Below are 19,436 nucleotides of genomic sequence, written 5' to 3'. Positions count from 1 at the left end.
AAACGTTAGTTGAATGACAACAGCGGCAGTCTAAGACTTTATTTTTTAAAGTCTTGATCAGCCGCTGCTATTTTAATGGATCAGTCTAAAACTTAAAAGCTGATGATTCTTCAATTCAAAAACCGCGGTAACTCAACGACTCCAGTCTAACTCTTTATTTTCACCGAACAGCAGTTGCAGCAGTTGCACCAATAGCAGCAGCAACAACAGTATCAGCAGTATCAGTCACCATATCTGCTTTGGCAGAGCCTCTTCGTGGCCATAGTTGATATCAACTGCACGATAACCTATGTCAACTGCATTGCATCTCACATACGACACGGTCGAAACGGCGGCTCAACAGATCGTCCTCCCGAATCCAGAAATAGATTCGTCCGACGTCGCCCCACATCATTCCCGTCTTCTCCTCCTCGGAATCGATCTGCAGCAGCAGACGCCACTTCGTTGCCTCTTGCAAGAGGCGTTGTCTCGCCTCCGACTCCGGCAAAGCAGAGTAAGAATGCCACTCCGTCATCTTTTCGCACGCAGTCTGCATATCGCCCTGAATCTGATCGGGATGCCCCAGCAACCGATGGCTCCAGCCGTCTTTCTGCGCCCGCTCCCGGTACTGACTGAGAAACACATCCCAATATTTCTCGAACAGTTCCTGATTCAGGCCCCAGCCAAGTCCCATGTCCTCAAGATAAGCTGACTCCGACGCCGGCACGCACAGCTCTTGCTCGTATGTAAGCCGGTTCGGCCTCAAGACGGCGTCCGGCGACAACTTATCCGGCTGTTCTCTGCGTTCCAGACCGGTTCGTTGCTCGGCCTCTTCAGTATAAATCACTTTGCAGGTGTCCGGGTCGCCATAAAACTCCAGATCCCCATACATTCCCTCAACCGTATAGAAGAACGATAACAATCCGCGTTCCGGCAGCGGCGAAGGCTGGGGCAGCTCGCTCAGATCGATCTGTGCGATGAAGGACATGCTGTATTGTTTCCAGCTCGGCCATTCCGTCTGCGGCGGAAGGTCCGGTACTCCCCCGAGCTTGCTCCCACCAACCGGAACGGCGCCGTCGTCGACCGGCTCCAGCCCGATTCGCAAAGACGGGAAGATAAGCGGTGCAATCCGCTCCTTGTAAGCCGCAAGCCCCGAATCCTCGAGCAGCTTCAATATGTCCTTGTCGTTCATTGCAACCTCCCTCTATTCGTTCACTACGGACAGAACTGAGGCAAACTCGCTGTTATACTTCGTCCGTGAAACGGAATTGATCCAGCTTAAACTTGCCGGACTTATAAGTTACGTTTGCCTCGACACTGCCGATATACTGCGGTTCCGCAACGCCGTCAATAAAGAGACCTACCGCCGCCGTGAACGCCAGCTTCCCCTGCTCGGCCTGGAATTGAATAATTGCGCCGAATCCGAGCTTATCCGCAATTTTCTCTTCGCCGTACCCCTTCTGAAAATCAGCCAGACTGACCTCGTACTTCTGTCCGCCTATCGTAATCTGACCGTACAATACACCGTCTTTCATGACCTTCTTGAATGCGAGCGCTTGGCTAAGCTGGGCGAGATAGTCCTTTTCCGCAAACACATGATCCAGATACGGAGCCTCATCCCCTATGCCTTCCAACATATGAAGCTCGTAGATCGACAGGCCCGTTCCGGAGCCCACATACGTTACAGCGGCCAATTCTTCTTTCTTATCGCCGTCGTAATCGCTTAATTGCAACTGTGGCATGACCATTCGCGGTGTGTCATAAAGCCAGTCGAAATGCTGCTTATGCTCTCCAATCTGCAATAGAACGCCGGCATCGCTGTTCTGCTTTTCCGGATATAGATAGATGTCCTTCTCTGGCAAAGAAGCGATCGGTTCGGTCGGCTTGCCGACATCAGCCTCAGTGGCGTTCTCAGCGGAAGCCTTGTCGGTGGCTACATCGGTGCCTGCATTGGCGGCAGTATCCGCATCAGTCCCCTCGACTGATGCATCTTCCGTAATGCCTGCCCCTTCGCTCGGCTTCGTCTCCGCCGTATTGTCCTGCTCATCTGCTGCGGTTGAAATACCGGCTTCCTGCTGCTGAGATCCAGGATCGCTTTTGTGCTTATCTACAGTCGAGCAAGCCGCTAGCAGCATGGACGCTGCCGTCAGTCCGATAACGATGCGGCTCGCTTTGTTTTTATACTTTCTCAAGGTATTTGCGCCTCCCCCAGTGCTATATACACCTAAACGCAGTCTAGTGGGAAATGTTGCACGAGAATGCTCCTTAATAGACTGAGGAGCTGCCGCCATGCTAATATATGGATTAATAATCATCAATTGTAAACGGGGGTTGCTTTTGAATAATATTTGTAAAATGTATTCCTGTCGACTTGGCCTACTCTTAGTCGCTTCCGCATTCATTCTATCCAGTTGTTCGACTCCATCTAGCTCCGAGAAAGAATCGACTCACAACTTAAAAGTCTTATATTGGGATGAAGCTTTATTTATGCAACGATTCGGGAATTTTTATTCGATGGAAAGCAGCGATCTGACATTTGATGTTGTTCCATTGAAACAAATTTATGGAGAAGAAGGCAAAGATCCCGATAAGGAACTACAGAAATTGATATCGGAAGAACACTTTGACTTCATTTTTCTGAAACAACTCTATCAATACGATGATCTGCTCCATAATAATAAGCTTGCTCCGATTGACCAATTGGTAAAGGACGGATCATTGTGGAACCAATCGGTAATTAAACAATTATCACGAGATGGATCGATCTATGGTTTTTCCCCTACTTTTTATGCTGATGCGCTCTTTATTAATAAATCATTATTCGAACAGACAGGTGTACCGCTCCCAAGTGAAGATTCCTCGATGGATTGGAATCAATATTTTCAGACTTTGAACCGTTTTGGTCCAGAAAATGCGGGGATGTCTACAAGCAGTAATGCTGGGCTATTTGCTCTAATTCTAGGTACGCTTCAGGGACTGACCTTCTATCAAAATGATAATATCGTCTTGGCCACTTCAGAGTGGGAGAAAGTATTTGATCAAGTAAGACAGGCTTTCAAGGATAAGGCAATTCGCATCGAGGACAGCATAGATCCTATGAACGGAGATTTATTCGAACAGGGAAAAGTTGCCTTTAAGTTCGAAACGAGTGACTATATCCGTTCTCTTCAAGAAAAACAAAATCAAGCTGCCCGACCTTTCGAATGGATGGTTGCCCCTATGCCTCACCAGTCAGACAGCTCGTTATCAAATGTGCCATTCATACATCTTAATGAAATTGCAGCTATTCCAGCGGATACAGCAAATAAGAAACAAGCAGAAGAGTTTCTGAGTTTCATAATGGGAGAAAAAATGACAAGGGTATTCCAACAACAAGGAGAATTAACAACACGAAATATGGAATCGAACAATGATAAATCGGTCAAGTTCTCTTACTTGAGAAACATGGATTTCTCATCTCAAACAACTAAATCCTACAATGAAATCATGATGTCCATGCCGGACCAGTATTACTCCACATTATTAGAAACTGTAGGAACCGTTATGAATGAGTTAATGGAGAGTAATACGGCTACAATGGAAGGCTTACAGCAAATAGAAACCGCGATGCTAACTGCTCCAAATTAGCGAGCCGACTGACTCAATGAATCCGTGTGAAAAATAAAAACTCCCCGGCCTATTAGGACGGGGAGCACATCTAGTTACAACAAGCTGAGATCAAGACACGCCCGCCCGGTCGCGGAATTCCTGCGGAGTCATGTTCGTAAACGCCTTGAACAGCTTGATAAAATGCGGCACCGCCTGATAGCCGATGAGCTGGGCGATCTCATAAATCTTCTTATTGCTGCTGCGCAGCAAATACGAAGCCAGCTCCATCCTGTAACGCTGGATATAATCGCTCAGATTGTTGCCCGTTTCGGCCCGATAGGCTCTCGACAAGTAGGCGGGATGAAGACCGATATGCGCCGCGATCGTCTGCAGTGACAAATTATCGTTCATGTTCTCCTCGATAAATTTATGAACCTTATCGACGAGGCTAGCCGGCTTCACGGCTTTATCCGCCGAATGCGCCCGCAGACACCCGAGAATCGTAAACGCCCACTTCTCCAACTGCTTGATGGATGGTGCTGCCGGCATAAGACCGAAGGAAGAGGCGCCGATCTCGCTGAGCAGCTTCCCTCTCTTGTGCGCCATATACTGATAAGCATTGGCAATGGCGAAATAAGCTTCATTCGCATGCTCGGGAGGATAGTTCACGCTCTTCAGCTCAGCGAATATATCGTTCAGCTTCTCCTCCGCTTGTCCCCAGTTCCCCGTATCGAGCAAATGGATCAGCAGAGGCGGCCGGTACAGCGACGTCAACGTGCCGATCCGAACCTGATCGAGATTGCCTGCGATCCGCATGAACACGCCTTGCCGCTTCTCTTCAATGACCTTCATGCCATCGATGACCGACCGGTACAAGCCCGGAACGCCTTCCGGGAAGTACGACCAGTTCTCCGCCAACACGATTGAGATGTTGCCGCTTAAGAGCGATTCCGCTTTCTTCTTCAGCGCAGCCGCCTTGGCGTCCATCGCATCGTGCAGCGCCCGCCCGTCCGCGCCCGTCCTCTCCTTCGCCGTGACGAGGCAGACCAGATACTCGTTATGGTCGCGGCAGAACCACAAATGATAGGCGTCCCGGAACAATTCCTCCGCCATATTCGTAACCGCGTATTCGATCAGCTGCTGATCGAGCCTTTCATACTCTTGCAGCTTGCCCTCCAGCCGTACGATGAAAAGTCCGACCTGCTGCTGCGGAGAGAAGGGCAGGTTGAGCAGAAAAAGCTTCCGCTCCAGCTCGCCGCCCGGAATGCCGTTTCCGTACAGCAGACGGTTCAGCAGCTCGCCTTGCAGCGCAGGCAGATTTTCCCGAAAAGCGTAGGCATCGCGATGCTGCTCTTGCTGCCGCCTCGTCTCGCACTGGATTTCTTCGGCCAGCTTGGCCAGCGTCTCCCGCATCTGGTCCGGGTTCACCGGCTTCATCAAGTAGCCGGATGTATTGTAGGGGACGATGCTTTGGGCATATTCGAAATCCGCGTAGCCCGAAATCACTACAATTTTCACCTTGCGTCCCATTTCACGGATATGCCGGATCAGCTCGATTCCGCTCATCTCCGGCATCCGGATATCCGTAATGACAATGTGAATGTTATGTTCACGGTAGAGCTCCAACGCTTCTTGGCCGGAATAAGCTGTATGAATGCGCCCAATCCCGAGCTCATCCTTCGGAATCGTAGCCGCGAAGCTGTCCACTTGAGAGGGGATATCGTCTACGATTAGAACTTCCAACATCGACATCGTCAATCGCCTCCGTCCTTCATCATCAGCCCTACGCGAAGCCCGCCCAGAGAGGAATGTTCAATCCGAAGACCCGAGGAGGGTCCAAAATAATGTTTCAGCCGTTGATGAACGTTTCGGAGACCCAAGCTGCGGTCCGCGCTGCCCTGCAAGAGCAAAGAGCTTTTTAACGCTTCCATTTCGTCCTGCTGCATGCCCACACCATTGTCCTCGACGAAGAGTTCCCACCCGTCCTCGGTTCTGCTGCCGGTGATGACGATCTCGAACTTGCCTGCCTTGCCTTCCATCCCGTGCACGATCGCATTCTCGACAAGCGGCTGAAGCAGCAGCCGGGGCATCAGAATGGACATCATGCCGTCTTCGATATGTTCATGAAATTGCAGCCGCTCGGACTGCATCCGATGGATTTCCAAGTAATTGCGAATCAGATCCATTTCTTCCGCCAATGAAGTGAGCTGCTGCTCCGTCCGGGTCGTATACCGGTAATATTGGCTGAGATGCTGCGTGAAAGCAACGATCACTTTCGTCCGTTCCAGCTGCGCCATGCTTTGAATATAGGCGAAATTGTTGTACAGAAAATGCGGATTGATCTGCGCCTGCAAATGCTTGAGCGACGATTCCTTCGCATGGAGCTGCTCCGCGTACACCTTATCGATCAGCGTCTGAATATCTTCGGACATCAAGTTAAACTGCTCGATCAAATAATGAAACTCATTGTTCGACTTGGGCTTGATCCGGTGATCGTACGCGCCCCGCCGGAGCGATTTGACAGCCCGAATCAGATCGTTGATCGGCTTCTGCACATTGCGGTACAGCAAGGCTGCAGAGGCGATGCCCATGACGAGCAGCAGCAAACCTGCGGCATAGAACATCCGCTTGCTGTGGTCGATCGGTGCAAGCACCTTCGCCAACGGCTGGAAGTCGACCATATACCATCCGAGCGATGCCGAGGTGACGTAATTGACTAAGTACGGTTCGTTCCGAAACGTGATTTTGACCGAGCCTTCGCTCGTGTTCGGCGCTTTGATTCGTTCGAATTGCTCCGCCATCGCGTCGATCAGCACGGAATCGCGCTCCCTCGGCATGATCGGGTCAAATCCCGGATGGTAGAGAAACGGCTGTCCGACGCTGCCTTGCATGAACCGCTCGAGCATCTTCACCAGGTTGGCCGATGAGAACGTTACTTCGACATACAAGTTCGGATCGCCCTGTTCGGACAGCGACGCGAATGGCGTGATCAAGTCCCGCACGAACGCTTTCTCCGGGCCCCGGTCCGTTACGATAACGCGGTAATCCCAATGCTCCTGGCTCGCGCTCTTGAAGTACTCCTTATCGTAAACCTGTTTCAAGTTCGTCGATACCACGACATCCGACAGCGGTGAATAGACGGTAAAATCGTTCACCCATTCGAAGGTAGTCGACTGCATATCCAGCTTCTGCAGCAGCAGTCTCTTCGAGGCCAGGACGGAATAATCAGGTTCCGAAGACCGGAGCTGCAATTGCAGCGTATCCGGGTCGGCCGCGACGACGAACGCAGCCCGCCACAGCCGGTCCGCCTCGACGTCCATCTGTTCGACGAAGAACCGGATCCGGTTCAGGTTGATCTGAAGCAGCTCTTGCTCGACAACGCCGGTGCTCGTTTTATTCGAAGAATTGTACATGACGATAATCGGGGTCAGCATCAGGACGATGACGATCATAATTTTCGTAAAAATATTCAGTTTTCCGACCGGTCCGCTTCTGACTCTCAACATGAAGTTCACCCGATTCGATCCGATTTGGGAGGTTTGGGCAGCTTACCGAAATCGTTTTAGGATTTCACTGAGCCGAGTACGATTCCTTTGACAAAATACTTCTGCAAGAATGGGTAGACGATCAGAATAGGCAATGCTCCTATAAAAATTTGAGCGGATTTGATCGTTCGATTGGAAAAATTATCTATGCTTTCTAATGTTACACCGACTCTTGATAGGTTGTCACTTACAATCATAGAGTGCAAATACGTGGCCAGAGGATACTCTCTAGGATTGGACATATAGATGACGCCGTCGAACCAGGAGTTCCAATGAAACACCATCGTGAACAGCGACAGCGTCGCGATGGACGGCATCGATACCGGCAAATAGACGCTCCACAGCACCCGCAGATGGCCCGCTCCATCAATATGGGCCGCTTCCTCCAAGTCCTGCGGAATCGTCCGGAAGAAATTGAGCATCAGAATCATATTCCATACGCTCACGGCCGAAGGCAGTACCAGCGCCCAGATCGTATCGATCAAATGCAGCTTGCTTATTAGGATATAAGAAGGGATCAATCCCCCGGAGAACAGCATCGTGAAGACGAAAATCCAAATGTACACGGTGCGCCCCGGAAACTTGTAATTCGTTTTCGATAAACTATACGACGCCATTGTCACGACAGCCATCGACAGTATCGTGCCTAATACCGTTCTCTCCAGACCGATCCATAACGACCGGAGGAACGCCGCGTTGCCGAGCGTCTTCACGTAAGCGTCCGTCGTAAAGCCGATGGGCCAGAAGTTGACGATATTGGCCGTTGCCGCAGCCCGCGAGCTTAAGGACAGGGCAAACACGTGGATGAGAGGGAGAATGCATACGAGCGACAGCAGACTAAGAAAGACCGTGTTGGAGTACGTGAATACGGTGTAGCTTCTAGAGCGGTAGCGCATGGTCGACCTCCTTAGAAAATCCGGTAATTGGCTAGCTTGAAGGCCATTCGGTAGCTGATCACGATCAGGATGAAGCCGATTGCCGATTTGAACAAACCGACCGCCGTTCCGAAGCTGAACTGTCCGTTATTCAAGCCTTCCCGGTAGACGAACGTATCGATAATATCCCCGTGTGAGTAGACGAGAGGGTTATACAAGTTCAGGATCTGATCGAATCCAGCATCCAAAATCCGGCCTAGCGACAAGGTCGCGACGACGATGATGATCGGCATAATGAGCGGAACGGAGATCATCGTAACCTGCTGCCAACGGGATGCCCCGTCAATTTCGGCTGCTTCGTACAATGCCGGATTGATGCCTACGAGAGTAGCCAGGAATATAATCGCGGAGAACCCGAACTCCTTCCACACGTCGCTTAGCACGACCGTGAACCGGAACCACTGCCCGTCGCCTAAGAAGAAGATGCTGTCGATGCCGAACGAATTGAGCGCGCGGTTGATGATGCCGCCCTCCGTCGACAAAATATCGATCAGAATGCCGCCCAAGATGACCCACGACAGAAAGTGCGGCAAATAAACGAGCGTCTGCACGACTCTTTTGAAATACACCTTACGAACTTCATTGAGCAGCAGAGCGAATACGATAGGGATAATTAAATTCACGACTAATTTGAACGCGGAGATGATCAACGTATTCCATATGATCTGCTTGCCGTCCGGGTACGTGAACAGGTAGTGGAAGTGCGCAAACCCTACCCAAGGCGAGCCCTTGATTCCGAGCCATGGCTCATAATCTTGGAAAGCAATAACGACCCCGAACAACGGGATATATTGAAATACGATGCACAATGCTAGAGCCGGCCACAGCAGAACGTGAAACGGCCATGTTTTACGCCAATATGCTGCCATTACGCATCCTTCCTATCCTTAAGAAAAATAGAGGAGGAGCGAGCGCGCCAAGGCTGCCCTCTCCTCTTGAATGACTACTGGTTCTTCGCGTACCATTCGTTGACTTCGTCCGTAATCTTCTGCCCGCCGTTATCCAGCCACTGCTTCACGAACTCGTCGAAGTACTCGATCGGCTTCTCTCCATAGATAATCTTCAGATAGCTTTCCGTCGCCAGCTTCTTCAGCAGTTCGCCCTTGGACTTCATCGTCGGCGTCATTGCACCGGTGAAATAGTTCTTGCCTTCGGTGACGGTCTGGTTAATCCGAACGCCCGCTGCATCCAGCTGTCTCTTCTTCATTTGCTTGGTGTCGAATTCGAGGGCCGTTACAGGCTCTGCATTCGGATCGGTCAGGAACTTCTTGACCGCATCCACGTTGGACAGAGGAATGCTCGTGAAGTTGCCCAAAATATTCGTCATCATGTACCGAATGTCGATATTGCCGCCGTCTTTGAGCGGCCACTTATCTGCCGGCACGCCTGCAGCCTCATAATTGCTCTTAATGATTTTGCCGTCTTGTTTCACGTAATCGTAGCCTTCGTAGTAGCCGTCCTTCCAACGCGGATCGAAGTACGGATCGCCTGTCATCTCCAGCTTCTTCGCGAAGATTTTGTTGAAGTACGCGAACCAGGCTTCAATATTTTTGAAATCTTTGCGGAATACGGTGAACCCTTGGGTCAGCGGCTTCTCCGCGCGGCCTACCAAGCCTGTTGAGCCAGCCGGCAGCGGATACGGTTCGAAATCGGCCTTCGGATTATTCTTCGTCGCATCTCCGAGCGGCCATTCGCCCATCCAGAACGGTCCGAACATAATGCCGGCCTTGCCGCTGGCTGCCAGCTCGGACGCCTTCGCCGGATCCTTGATGCCCGCTTCTTGGTCCATGTATCCTTTGCTCATCCAATCTCGCATCTTCTGCAGATACAGCTTCGCGTCCGGATGGATCGCGCCGTAGCTCAGCTTGCCGTCTGCGCCTTTGTTCCAGAATAACCGCACGTCGTACGTATTGATCATTTGATCCGTGAGAGCGCTTACGATTGCGTCCGTCTGACCCATCCAAGTCCAGGGTCCTTCCTTCAGCGGTACGGCCAGACCGATCGTGTCGTTCTTGCCGTTCTTATCCGGATCGCCCGTCGTAAATTGATCGAGAACGTTTTCGAATTCATCGAGCGTCGCAGGAGGTTGAAGTCCGAGACTGTCCAGCCAGTCTTTGCGGATCCACATGACCGTGCCTTCATCCCCCATGAAGAAGGCTGGCAGACCGTAAATTTTGCCGTCTTTCTTCACTTCGCCCAGTGCGTAGCCGTACTTCTCCAGCAGCTTCTTATACTCTGGATGCGCGTACTTCTCGATCGCTTCATCCAGCGGCATCAGCTTGTTGGCCTCGAGCAAGCTTTGCAGCGGATCTCCTCCGGCAGCGAACGCATCCGGCAGCTTGCCGCCGCTCGACAGCAGGAGACGCAGCTTCGTCTCGTAATCTTCCGGCTTCGTCACGATAAAATCGAATTTCACGTTGATGCCCATATTTTCGCTCATCCAGCGTGTATTCGCATTGTCCTCCATGGACTCGCCGGGCTTGAATGCATTGCCTCTCGACGTGCCGTCGTCCAAGATCGCCGTTGTGATCGTCACCGGCGGGTCGAACTTTTGATTCCACAGCTCGGTTGGCTTCGTCGTTTCCGTATCCGTTGCGCTTGCGTCGGTGTTCTTCTCGGTTGTATTCGTCGTGGTTGTGCTTGCCGGCGGAGTCTCTTTGTCTTGCTTGTCGCTGCCGCCGCCCGAGCACGCCGCCAACGTCGTCGTCAGCCCGATCGCGATGATAAGCGCGGATAACCTGGTATGCCTCACATATCGACTCATACGTTTCCCCTTTTCTTTACAGTAGTGAGTGGTATGAGTCAAATTATATGGACCTAACAATGTTATTTATATATATGATTTTTTACTTGATAGAGGAAAGTGTACATTGGGGGTGGGGAAATGATAATAGCCTAACCTGGTGGGGTTAGGCTCTATTGCACGTCATCTTGTTTCATCTGTTAACCCTCATCAATCAGTCTAGCGAACTCACCTGCTTGTTCCTTACTTATTCGTTCAAGCGTAAAATCTTTCGCAATTACCTCCACGATAACCTCATGACCATGCACTACAAAATGCTTATAATCATGACTCGGAAGGCTATTGGAATAAAACTTTTGCTTTCTAGCCATCCGTTCGTTAAGCCATCTTGAATGCTCAACAATTAGAATGCACGAGTGGTACCTCTGCCCCACAATTTTGTACGGCAAGTGTTCGTCATGTGTGTACTTGGCCGCCGAGCAGTTCTGAAATGTTAACTTAGCAATATAATCGGCAGGGTTAGATTCTTCATCCCAGCATCCAAAATACACATGACACTCTCTTTCTGAAACCTTCAGAATGACGTCGCCTTGCGGGTTCTGCCATACCTCTAAAGGTATTTGTCTGGCACTTTCAACCATCACCGCTACCTCCTTCGTATAAGCACTATCCCCACTGATAAAACTCCAACACAAACACCCTATTATCGACAGTAAAATAGAATTGCTCCCAATCAAATTCGTCCTTCTCTTCAACGTGGGTATTCATAAGAAAGACCTCTACATCTCTACCCTCAAAAAATTGCTCGAGCAATTCTATCAGTTTGTTACTGACAAAGTTCATACTTTTATCGTATTCTGCAGGTTGTAAAGGTAACTCGTTTCCTTCACCATCATGGTATCCGATTTCAACTTGGAAATTTTGCATGCGATAAAGCGAGAAAAACCAGTCTGCACTTCGTTGAAATAAGGAATCCTTCCAGTCATCCACTACGACTAGCGGGAGATACTTAATATCATGGTGCCTGCTCAAATTACCGGTTTTATTATAGTAAGTGACCGCTTGCTCGATAGGTTGGACGATCTCAGCAAATATATATTTGTGGCCGTAACAGTTACCGAAATAAGTATTTATTGTGCTAAGACCCTCTAGATAACCGTTTATTTTGTTAAAAAGGTCGCTGTTCATTCTCTCCCCCTATATTTATGTTGTTAATATAATTATCTATTATTCAAATATTCATCTGCTATCTTTCGGCATATATCTTTCGAATCATAATCAGTATCTATTAAATAACGAATAAATAAATCTTCAACTTCCGTACTGTCTATTGTAGCTATGTAACGGAATACTTCTTCAAGCAGTGCCGTCCAATTTGGGTCGTTGATTATTCTCTTTGCAAGTTTGAACGCCCTGTTAAGCTCCTGTATTTGCAGTTTTTTAAAAATCATTTCCAACTCAAACTCTGCCTCGTCATCTCGCCTGCCTATAACATCATCAATGCGTCCATCCGACACATCCCCCGCCATATCTGAAAAAGCGATTGATAAATAGTCCGGATAAATCCTCTTACCAAAATCATGATCTACAGAAGCTGCTTCATTTGCCCACATGTTTCGACAATCACCAAGAATCTTTTCAACCTCTTGAACTTCAAGTTGCGACTTACTCGAATCAAATGTCTTACTTAGATATTTATAGATCCTCTCAGGCTTACTAAATAAGCTGAGTTCATATATTTCACCGCCAGCATAAATCTTATCTGGCTTTTTGCCTTGATCGAATCCTAATCCTGTTACTTTTATAATGGTTAAGCACTCAATAGGTTTATTTTCTATATAAGCTGCGGTTGCTCTATGATGCCCATCTAATAATGTGCTCATGAATCCTTCATAGTAATAGACGAGCCCTGTCATCGTTTTACCATTCTTCAACTGATCTAAGTAAAAACTTACCTGTTCTTTATTCAAACATTTCAAACTCTGAGATGGAAGGAGGAATGCAGGAGTCCCTGAACGGATATGAAGCTTATAATATATATCCGCAGGTGCTTTATAGAGCCTCTTAGAACTAGACAAGTTCCAATAAAAATTTCCTTCCCCGTCAGTTGGAAACATCTCTATGCGCGATAACAAATAATAGCCATTTTCTAAAATGGATAGCATAGGTTTTATATTTTCAAAGGCATCCGTAATTTCATTGCCTGGATCTTGTGAGCGTTTGATTGTGTCAATTAAGCTCTGATTAACGTTTTCCCTGCCCAAACCAATACTTAAAATCTTAGCACAAGTTGGACAATAAAGTTCCTCTCCATAGCTATTAATTAATGGTTTATCATCTAGTAGTAAGAATCTATACGCATTACCTTTTTTATCTCTACCGTACTTATTAGACAACTTTCCTAGTCCTTTATTTACCCTGAAGAGTACCGCATCGTTCCCCCATCTATTGTACGCACTTGGAATCAATCCTTCGTACTCAATCGGCTCAGAGGAATTAAAAAGTCTCATTTCTTCACCACTCCTTGTGTATCTATTTTCTCTAATCTCTAGAGAATCGAACACGGTGAAAGTATGACGACTATACTACACAGTCAACTTCCTCGTCAGAATTCCGGGCGGCCGGCCTTAAGAATAGAACGATTTTGGATAAAACATAAAACCGCCGGTCCCGAGACCGACGGCTTTATCCCTATCATAGATTCTGTCTACCTCTTACCACACCGTTACATTAGAGCTGCCGCTGCTTTGGTAGCCCTCTGTCGCGAACATCTGGTAGGACCAGCTGCTTCCCAGGTTCATGCCGAAATTCTTCCAAGCGTTAACATGGTTGCTGAAAGTAATGGCGTTGTTCGTACCCGTCGTTCTCTTCGATTGGCGGACGCTCCAATATTGGGTGAACGTTGCCGTACCGTCAATGGAAGGCTGATTCACGCGCTGTGTCGTATAGACATCATAGGTGCCGCCATCGCTGGACACCGTGCCTTTGAACGATCCCGTAGGTCTATATGTGCCCCATGTATCCACGACATAATATTCGATGAGGGAGTTTCTTGTCCATCCATAGAGGGACAAATAACCGTTACCGGACGGCGACCAAACACCAGCATTGTAGTTGATTACCCGTGAAGCATTACCCGTATTCCAGCCCTTACCGACAACAAAGTTACCCGTGTTGGACCAATTAACACTGTAATTGCCGCCAGTACCGTTCGTTGCGTTTACCGTTCCGCCGCCATCGGTCCAGTTCTGCCAGTAGTCCGTCGCTGCCGCACTCGTCGTTGCTGCAAACGCGCTAAAAGTCATTGAAGCTGCCACCAATGCCGTCAACATCTTCTTATTTACATTAAACATATTTTTTCCCCCTCAAATGTTGTTTCATTTGTATTTTTCATTTAAATTTTAAACCAATTGACCTTTTTTTTAATTTCCTCCCTTTCCCCACTTCTTTAGGCAGAAACTCAAGATAATATAAATCTTGAATAATTGAATTATAGAATGAAAGCGTATACATAACAACTTAACAAATTATAGATTTACCCCAACATTATTAATTCTCATTTGTTTACATTTGAATAATTATGAGTCAAAAGAAATAACAGTATCATAAAAATGGAATAATATTCTATGTATTTGATTCATTGAAGTTCGGTCAGTCCCTCTCCAATAAACAAAAAGAAAGACGCCTAATTTCTAAAATTAAGCGTCTCCCTAACCATCCGTCTATTCGATAATGATCGATTTATAGCGTCTCCGAATTAAGCGTAAACCCTTCGATCACGACATCCTCGTCGACCTCGATCATCACGCAGCGTTTTCCTTGGAAATTAACCTGCCGGATATATCTCAGATCCTGCGGGCTGACGGAAATCGTCGCGACCTTCGTCTCGATCTTGATCGACTTCGTCGTGTACTTCGGAATGACGCTGCTCGCCTTGAACTCATAATATTTGTCGTCGGTGACCGCCTCGAACGCCCGCTCCACTTTCTCCTTCGTCACGTTCTCCACGCCGCTCGCGGTCAGCATCCGTTCCACGTCGACAAAGTCCAGCTTCGGAGGCTCTTCCCCTTGATGTTCCTCGATAACCCGGTGAATCTCCTCGTACACCATCGCGATCGTAGAGGCTTCGATCTGCTCGCCCGCCACTTCCATAACGATCTCCTCGAACACCGCTTTCTCCTCGTACGCTGTCACCGTCTTATCCGCCGTCAGCACCGTATCGATAAAATGCTGATTCGGCTCATGCGCCTTACCTGCGCAATACAGCACTCGATTCACGTCGGAATAGTTGTCCGTCACGCTAGGGTAGAAGAACCCTTGCTCCGGCGTGTTCAGCTTAATGATCGGATCGACGAATAGATTATATTTGTACTCCCGCTCGATGTAGTCGAACATGAGCGTTTTGCGCTGTGTTTCGGTCGTGTTGATGCTGCACAGAATGAACGGATGCGCGAACATCTCGTCTTTATCGCTCGTCTCGGCTTCATCGTTCCGGGCCATGGTCGGCCGCGAATACTGTCCTCGAACGAACGTAATGACCGTATCCCGTTCGTATTTCGTATCCTTCAGCATTTTCTCTACGAGCAAAATCATCAGATCATGCCACTCATCCGGATCGCCGGTCACCAGAGCTTGATGGAGAAGCTCCTTCGAAGGCTCCTCGGCCGCTTCCTGGAACTTGAGCTCGAACAGCTTCTGATCCAATTCGCCAGTGAGCAATTTCTTGAAATTGCCCATATAGAGCTCCTGTTTCTCCCGCTCCACCATAGCAAATGGCTGACGCTCGTAATGATAAATCTCATTCGTTTCCTTCATAATATACACGTTAAGAATGTCGTAGATCGATAACAATTCGTGGTCCAGCTTCAACTGCTTGCGAATATGCGCGAGTTCCTTCTTGTTCATGGTCCGTCAGACAACTCCTAACAAATGAAATGGCCTTTCCAGTATAACCGATGAGGAGCGGAATTTGTAACCGACGGATTGCTCCTGAACGCCAGTAATAAATAAAAGCCCTTCGGATGAAGGGCTTTACCTGGTTCTTAGCTGCTTTCTTCCTTTCTTCCGCCAATCAGCGAGCTCAGCCGTTCCAACAAATCTCCGCCGCCCGTTAATGAGATGGAGCCAATTTTGTCGCATATTTTCTCGAGGAATTCCAGCTCCTTCAGACGGAACAGCGTCTGGTTCTCATCCATCAGCTTCGCCGTATTCAGCAAGCTTCGGGTCGAGGCCGTTTCTTCCCGGCGAGTAATTAAATTCGCCTGTGCTTTCTTCTCCGCAAGCAGGACGGTGTTTAAGATTTCTTTCATCTCACCCGGCAGAATGACATCCTTCACCCCTACGCTCAAGAACTGTACGCCGAATTGCTCACTCTTCTCATGTAAACGGGTCAGGATGAACGACGCAACGTCCTCCTTCCGTTTCAAAAGCTCGTCTAATTTAAGCGCTCCGACATATTCCCGAAGCATGAGCTGAAGTTGGATGTGGATCTGCTCGTCGAACGATTTCATTTCCAAGGCACGCAACGGCTTAATGATCTTGTATTGGCAGACGAAGTTCAAGCGCAGCGTAACCTTGTCTTCTGTCATGATTTCTTGACCCATGAGATCCATCTGCTGCTGTCTCAAATCGATCGGTTTGACCGCAACCGAAATCGGTCCCTTCCAGAAGTAATACTTTCCCGAAGAAAGCTCTCGCTGTAAAACATGATCATAAAACAAAAATCCGGATTCGCAGCTCCCGATCTCGAAGGACTGTACATGAACGATTAGCTTCGGTATAATCGAGCGGTCTACCTCGGCAGGCAATTCAGGATTTCTAATGTCAGCATGCAAAAAGGTATGTTTGCCTAGTATGTTCCAGTAAGCGTATGTGCCAGGCTTAAGCAGCTGTACGAATTGACCATTCTCATAGTGTAGCGCGTATTCATGATCTTGTACTCGCTCGATATCTAGTTCCCGCACGAGGTCTTCATCATGAAGGAATAATTGCAATTCTTTCCCCTCTACAACGAACGGTTTCGTGATATTCAGCACCACGACAGTGGTTGGTGACCACATGAAGAAGCGGTAGGTCCCCGGATTGAGCTTTTTCACATAACTTCCTTTATGAAAGAGCAAACCGCGCTGGTCAGCTTGAATCGTAACTTTTTTGAACATCTCATTACCCCCTTGATGATTCGGCCAATGGATAAGAATCCTACTGCAGTTCCGGCGGAATCTCGTTTAAGAGAAGCGGTCCACCCGTCGTTTCTAAGGACATCCGATTCGGAGAGGGACCACGCTTCAGCCGTCCTCCTGTCTTTTCCATCCTCACAAGCATCCCGGCATTTCGCACCCTCGGTATCCACGAATTGCAAAGCCATCCTGCAGTGCGCTCCAACTAGCCGCTTGGATTCTATCCTTTGGTCCTTGTAACTTTGTGCTCGCTCGATTGAAAGTCGAGTGTTCTACCAGAATCGCTCCACAGGCGATTGGGGAATCGAACCCCAAATGGTGGTTTCTTACCGGCCCGATCGTACAGGATACCGTAACCTACAGGTACGGCACTGCGGGACAAGCCGATGTCCCAGCCTCGTTACGACCGTCCGAATAAGAACCGATGTGTCTTACAGGTTCTATAATCGCTCATTACCATTGGAACGAACATGGCGAAAGTATTACGAACGGGGATAAAGTTTTCCATCTCAACATAAAAAAGGAGCTGTCTCAAATGAGACAGCCCCGCTTCATATCCTAGATTACGTCTAGATTAAATATGCGCATAATTAATAAGCCGTATAGTAAACCGAACAGGGCACTTACTAATGTACCCAGCAGAAAGTTCTCGGCATAACTTTTCTCATCAAATTGCTTGTATCTCGCCATTGCCTTCAGTGCACCGAGGAATGCAATCCCCGCATACGCACCTTTCACTACGAGAGCTGCGATAAGGAATCGTTCAATGATACCAATATAACTCGCGATTAACGGAGAAGAATCGTTGAAGCGGCTTGTTTGATAAGAGATTTTGTTTTTGACCTCCGTCTCGCCGCCCTTCTCGGTAATTTCGAGTGTCCGCTCCATATGAAAATCTTTCTGGTGATCTCTTGTATATTGATAAAGGGCATCCACTTCACTTTGAATGTATTGCTCGGTTTGCGCTTCTTTTTCTTTGGTTAATTTCTTAGACGAGAAAGGAGGGAAAGGAGGGATCAATAAATTTCGAGTAACCTTTTCCTCTTGACCAGACGCCGCCGCAGCAGCAACTTGCTGTTCACCTTGCACAACCTCCTGCTGCCCCGGGCTTGCTGTCCCACGGCTTTGTTTATCCGGACTCGCGGAGTTTAGATCCTGCGTTATGAGCGAGATAAATTGAGACGTAACCTTAACAGATAGAATCAGTACGATTAGGAAGAAACAAACCTTCGTTTGTATCGATACAATGACCGCAGTGCCGAATAGGAAGTTGTATATTTTGTGCAGATGATCATAATGACTCTCCACATTGTAGCCTTCAACGCTGTAATAGAGAAGAAAATAAATCACCAGCATATTCACAATCATATGAGATATGTATAATAGCCCGCTCCTGCGTTCCATCCATTTGCGAGTCATTACTTTCTTACCGCCCCAACTTAGCAGCAGTTGCAGAGCCGCGAGGATTGGTATTGCGATTTGCAGACTTATCAACTCATCTTGCATGAATAATACCGCGGTCAGTTCTAAGACAATCAGACGGAACAAGAAACCTGCAGCAATAGGAATGAGTTTTCTTTCTTTTAGTTCAAGCGGTTTTACAACCTCTACTGCCAGCCATGCCAGAATGAAAAATATTACCGCGTTAAGCATATTAACCCCCGCTATGATAATTGATTTGTATAAAATCCAATAGCTTGCGAAGACTATATTGCGCGTCCTTTACGAGTTGATAGTGCGATCGTTGAATAATTTTGTAAACCCCGTTCTCCGTTATCCCAATGAGGTCGGCAATCTCCATGCTTGTTAATTCGGGGTTTTTCTCTATCAGACCGACGACCTCTTTTTGTTTATCTGTTCGGTTCGCGCCGATTGCATTGATGTTGCTGATCATATGATTTATCGCTTCATAAGGAATCGTTTCGTCCAAGGAATAGGCAAAGGTATGAATATCTTTGACATTTTGATTATATTGCTTGGAGTAGGACTTATTTTGCTTCAAATAAAAGTCTCTGGCCCGAAACGCACTATTAATGGCCGTCCCGTTGATTTTATCCAAACTTCTTTCTGATTCATCGTCAATGTAACCAAATCCAAGGCCTATATAGGCCGACAGCTTGACTCTATCATTCGAACTTTCTTCTATCCAATCATACAATTCACAATAAGCATCGTATCCGGCAGAAAATGAAGAAAATACCGCTATCATTTCGTCTCCTCTTCGAATAGAAAAGGGGATATGACAATGCTCCCGCTCTTTATGATTAATCTTCTTCGCTATATGATCGAGCTCATTCGTTACCAGCTCTTGTTTGGACGAGTTTCTAATATCCATTGCAATCGTCATAAATGATTGTCTCTTCATATCCATCCTCCCTAAGACATCAATCTTTAAGGACACATTCCACTAACATATTAATATAATAGTGGAAGGATTCCAACGATCACTGGACATAAATATGTACATTTT

Annotated in this window: 16 protein-coding genes; 1 reads left to right on the top strand and 15 read right to left on the bottom strand. The window is 47.9% G+C overall.

Annotated elements, in window-relative coordinates; genetic code table 11:
- Window positions 1-292: 292 nt before the first annotated feature.
- Window positions 293-1,171: a YwqG family protein gene (locus tag PKO01S_RS26175; RefSeq protein WP_127534392.1), complete on the bottom strand. Its 879-nt coding sequence runs from the start codon at window positions 1,169-1,171 to the stop codon at window positions 293-295.
- A gap of 52 nt (window positions 1,172-1,223) precedes the next feature.
- Window positions 1,224-2,171, bottom strand: a complete 948-nt coding sequence (locus tag PKO01S_RS26170; protein WP_127534391.1) for a hypothetical protein — start codon at window positions 2,169-2,171, stop codon at window positions 1,224-1,226.
- 322 nt (window positions 2,172-2,493) lie between these two features.
- Here PKO01S_RS26170 and PKO01S_RS26165 point away from each other — a divergent pair, with 322 nt between their 5' ends.
- Window positions 2,494-3,606, top strand: a complete 1,113-nt coding sequence (locus PKO01S_RS26165) for an ABC transporter substrate-binding protein (RefSeq protein ID WP_164779781.1) — start codon at window positions 2,494-2,496, stop codon at window positions 3,604-3,606.
- A gap of 90 nt (window positions 3,607-3,696) precedes the next feature.
- Here the strand turns inward: PKO01S_RS26165 and PKO01S_RS26160 are convergent, their stop codons facing one another.
- The 13 genes from PKO01S_RS26160 to PKO01S_RS26100 all read right to left on the bottom strand — a co-directional run bounded on the left by PKO01S_RS26160 (window position 3,697) and on the right by PKO01S_RS26100 (window position 19,331).
- Window positions 3,697-5,319, bottom strand: a complete 1,623-nt coding sequence (locus PKO01S_RS26160) for a response regulator transcription factor (RefSeq protein WP_127534389.1) — start codon at window positions 5,317-5,319, stop codon at window positions 3,697-3,699.
- Between the two features lie 2 nt (window positions 5,320-5,321).
- Window positions 5,322-7,073 (bottom strand): sensor histidine kinase, encoded by a 1,752-nt coding sequence (locus PKO01S_RS26155; protein ID WP_127534388.1) that lies wholly within the window; start codon window positions 7,071-7,073, stop codon window positions 5,322-5,324.
- Between the two features lie 56 nt (window positions 7,074-7,129).
- A complete protein-coding gene (locus tag PKO01S_RS26150; RefSeq protein WP_127534387.1) occupies window positions 7,130-8,008 on the bottom strand; it encodes a carbohydrate ABC transporter permease in 879 nt (292 codons plus the stop codon).
- A gap of 11 nt (window positions 8,009-8,019) precedes the next feature.
- Window positions 8,020-8,916 (bottom strand): ABC transporter permease, encoded by an 897-nt coding sequence (locus PKO01S_RS26145; protein WP_127534386.1) that lies wholly within the window; start codon window positions 8,914-8,916, stop codon window positions 8,020-8,022.
- Window positions 8,917-8,990: 74 nt separating this feature from the next.
- The gene (locus PKO01S_RS26140; protein WP_127534385.1) at window positions 8,991-10,811 is read right to left on the bottom strand and encodes a type 2 periplasmic-binding domain-containing protein; all 1,821 of its coding nucleotides are present in this window, start codon (window positions 10,809-10,811) and stop codon (window positions 8,991-8,993) included.
- Window positions 10,812-10,990: 179 nt separating this feature from the next.
- Window positions 10,991-11,431, bottom strand: coding sequence for a hypothetical protein (locus PKO01S_RS26135; RefSeq protein WP_127534384.1), 441 nt, complete (start codon window positions 11,429-11,431; stop codon window positions 10,991-10,993).
- A gap of 25 nt (window positions 11,432-11,456) precedes the next feature.
- Window positions 11,457-11,978, bottom strand: a complete 522-nt coding sequence (locus PKO01S_RS26130; RefSeq protein WP_127534383.1) for a hypothetical protein — start codon at window positions 11,976-11,978, stop codon at window positions 11,457-11,459.
- 32 nt (window positions 11,979-12,010) lie between these two features.
- A complete protein-coding gene (locus PKO01S_RS26125; protein ID WP_127534382.1) occupies window positions 12,011-13,300 on the bottom strand; it encodes a hypothetical protein in 1,290 nt (429 codons plus the stop codon).
- 204 nt (window positions 13,301-13,504) lie between these two features.
- The gene (locus PKO01S_RS26120) at window positions 13,505-14,143 is read right to left on the bottom strand and encodes a glycoside hydrolase family 11 protein (RefSeq protein WP_127534381.1); all 639 of its coding nucleotides are present in this window, start codon (window positions 14,141-14,143) and stop codon (window positions 13,505-13,507) included.
- Window positions 14,144-14,531: 388 nt separating this feature from the next.
- A complete protein-coding gene (locus PKO01S_RS26115) occupies window positions 14,532-15,695 on the bottom strand; it encodes a DUF4317 domain-containing protein (protein ID WP_127534380.1) in 1,164 nt (387 codons plus the stop codon).
- 137 nt (window positions 15,696-15,832) lie between these two features.
- On the bottom strand, window positions 15,833-16,948 hold the full coding sequence (locus tag PKO01S_RS26110; protein ID WP_127534379.1) for a slipin family protein: 1,116 nt from the start codon (window positions 16,946-16,948) through the stop codon (window positions 15,833-15,835).
- Between the two features lie 576 nt (window positions 16,949-17,524).
- On the bottom strand, window positions 17,525-18,619 hold the full coding sequence (locus PKO01S_RS26105; RefSeq protein ID WP_127534378.1) for a hypothetical protein: 1,095 nt from the start codon (window positions 18,617-18,619) through the stop codon (window positions 17,525-17,527).
- Window position 18,620: 1 nt separating this feature from the next.
- Entirely contained in the window at window positions 18,621-19,331 is a 711-nt protein-coding gene (locus PKO01S_RS26100) for a cell cycle transcriptional regulator TrcR (protein ID WP_127534377.1), read from the bottom strand.
- Window positions 19,332-19,436 lie beyond the last annotated feature (105 nt).

Origin of the sequence: Paenibacillus kobensis NBRC 15729 (genome assembly GCF_004000825.1) — a bacterium.
Classification (GTDB): domain Bacteria; phylum Bacillota; class Bacilli; order Paenibacillales; family Paenibacillaceae; genus Paenibacillus_T; species Paenibacillus_T kobensis.
This window is presented reverse-complemented; position numbering and strand designations above follow the sequence as displayed.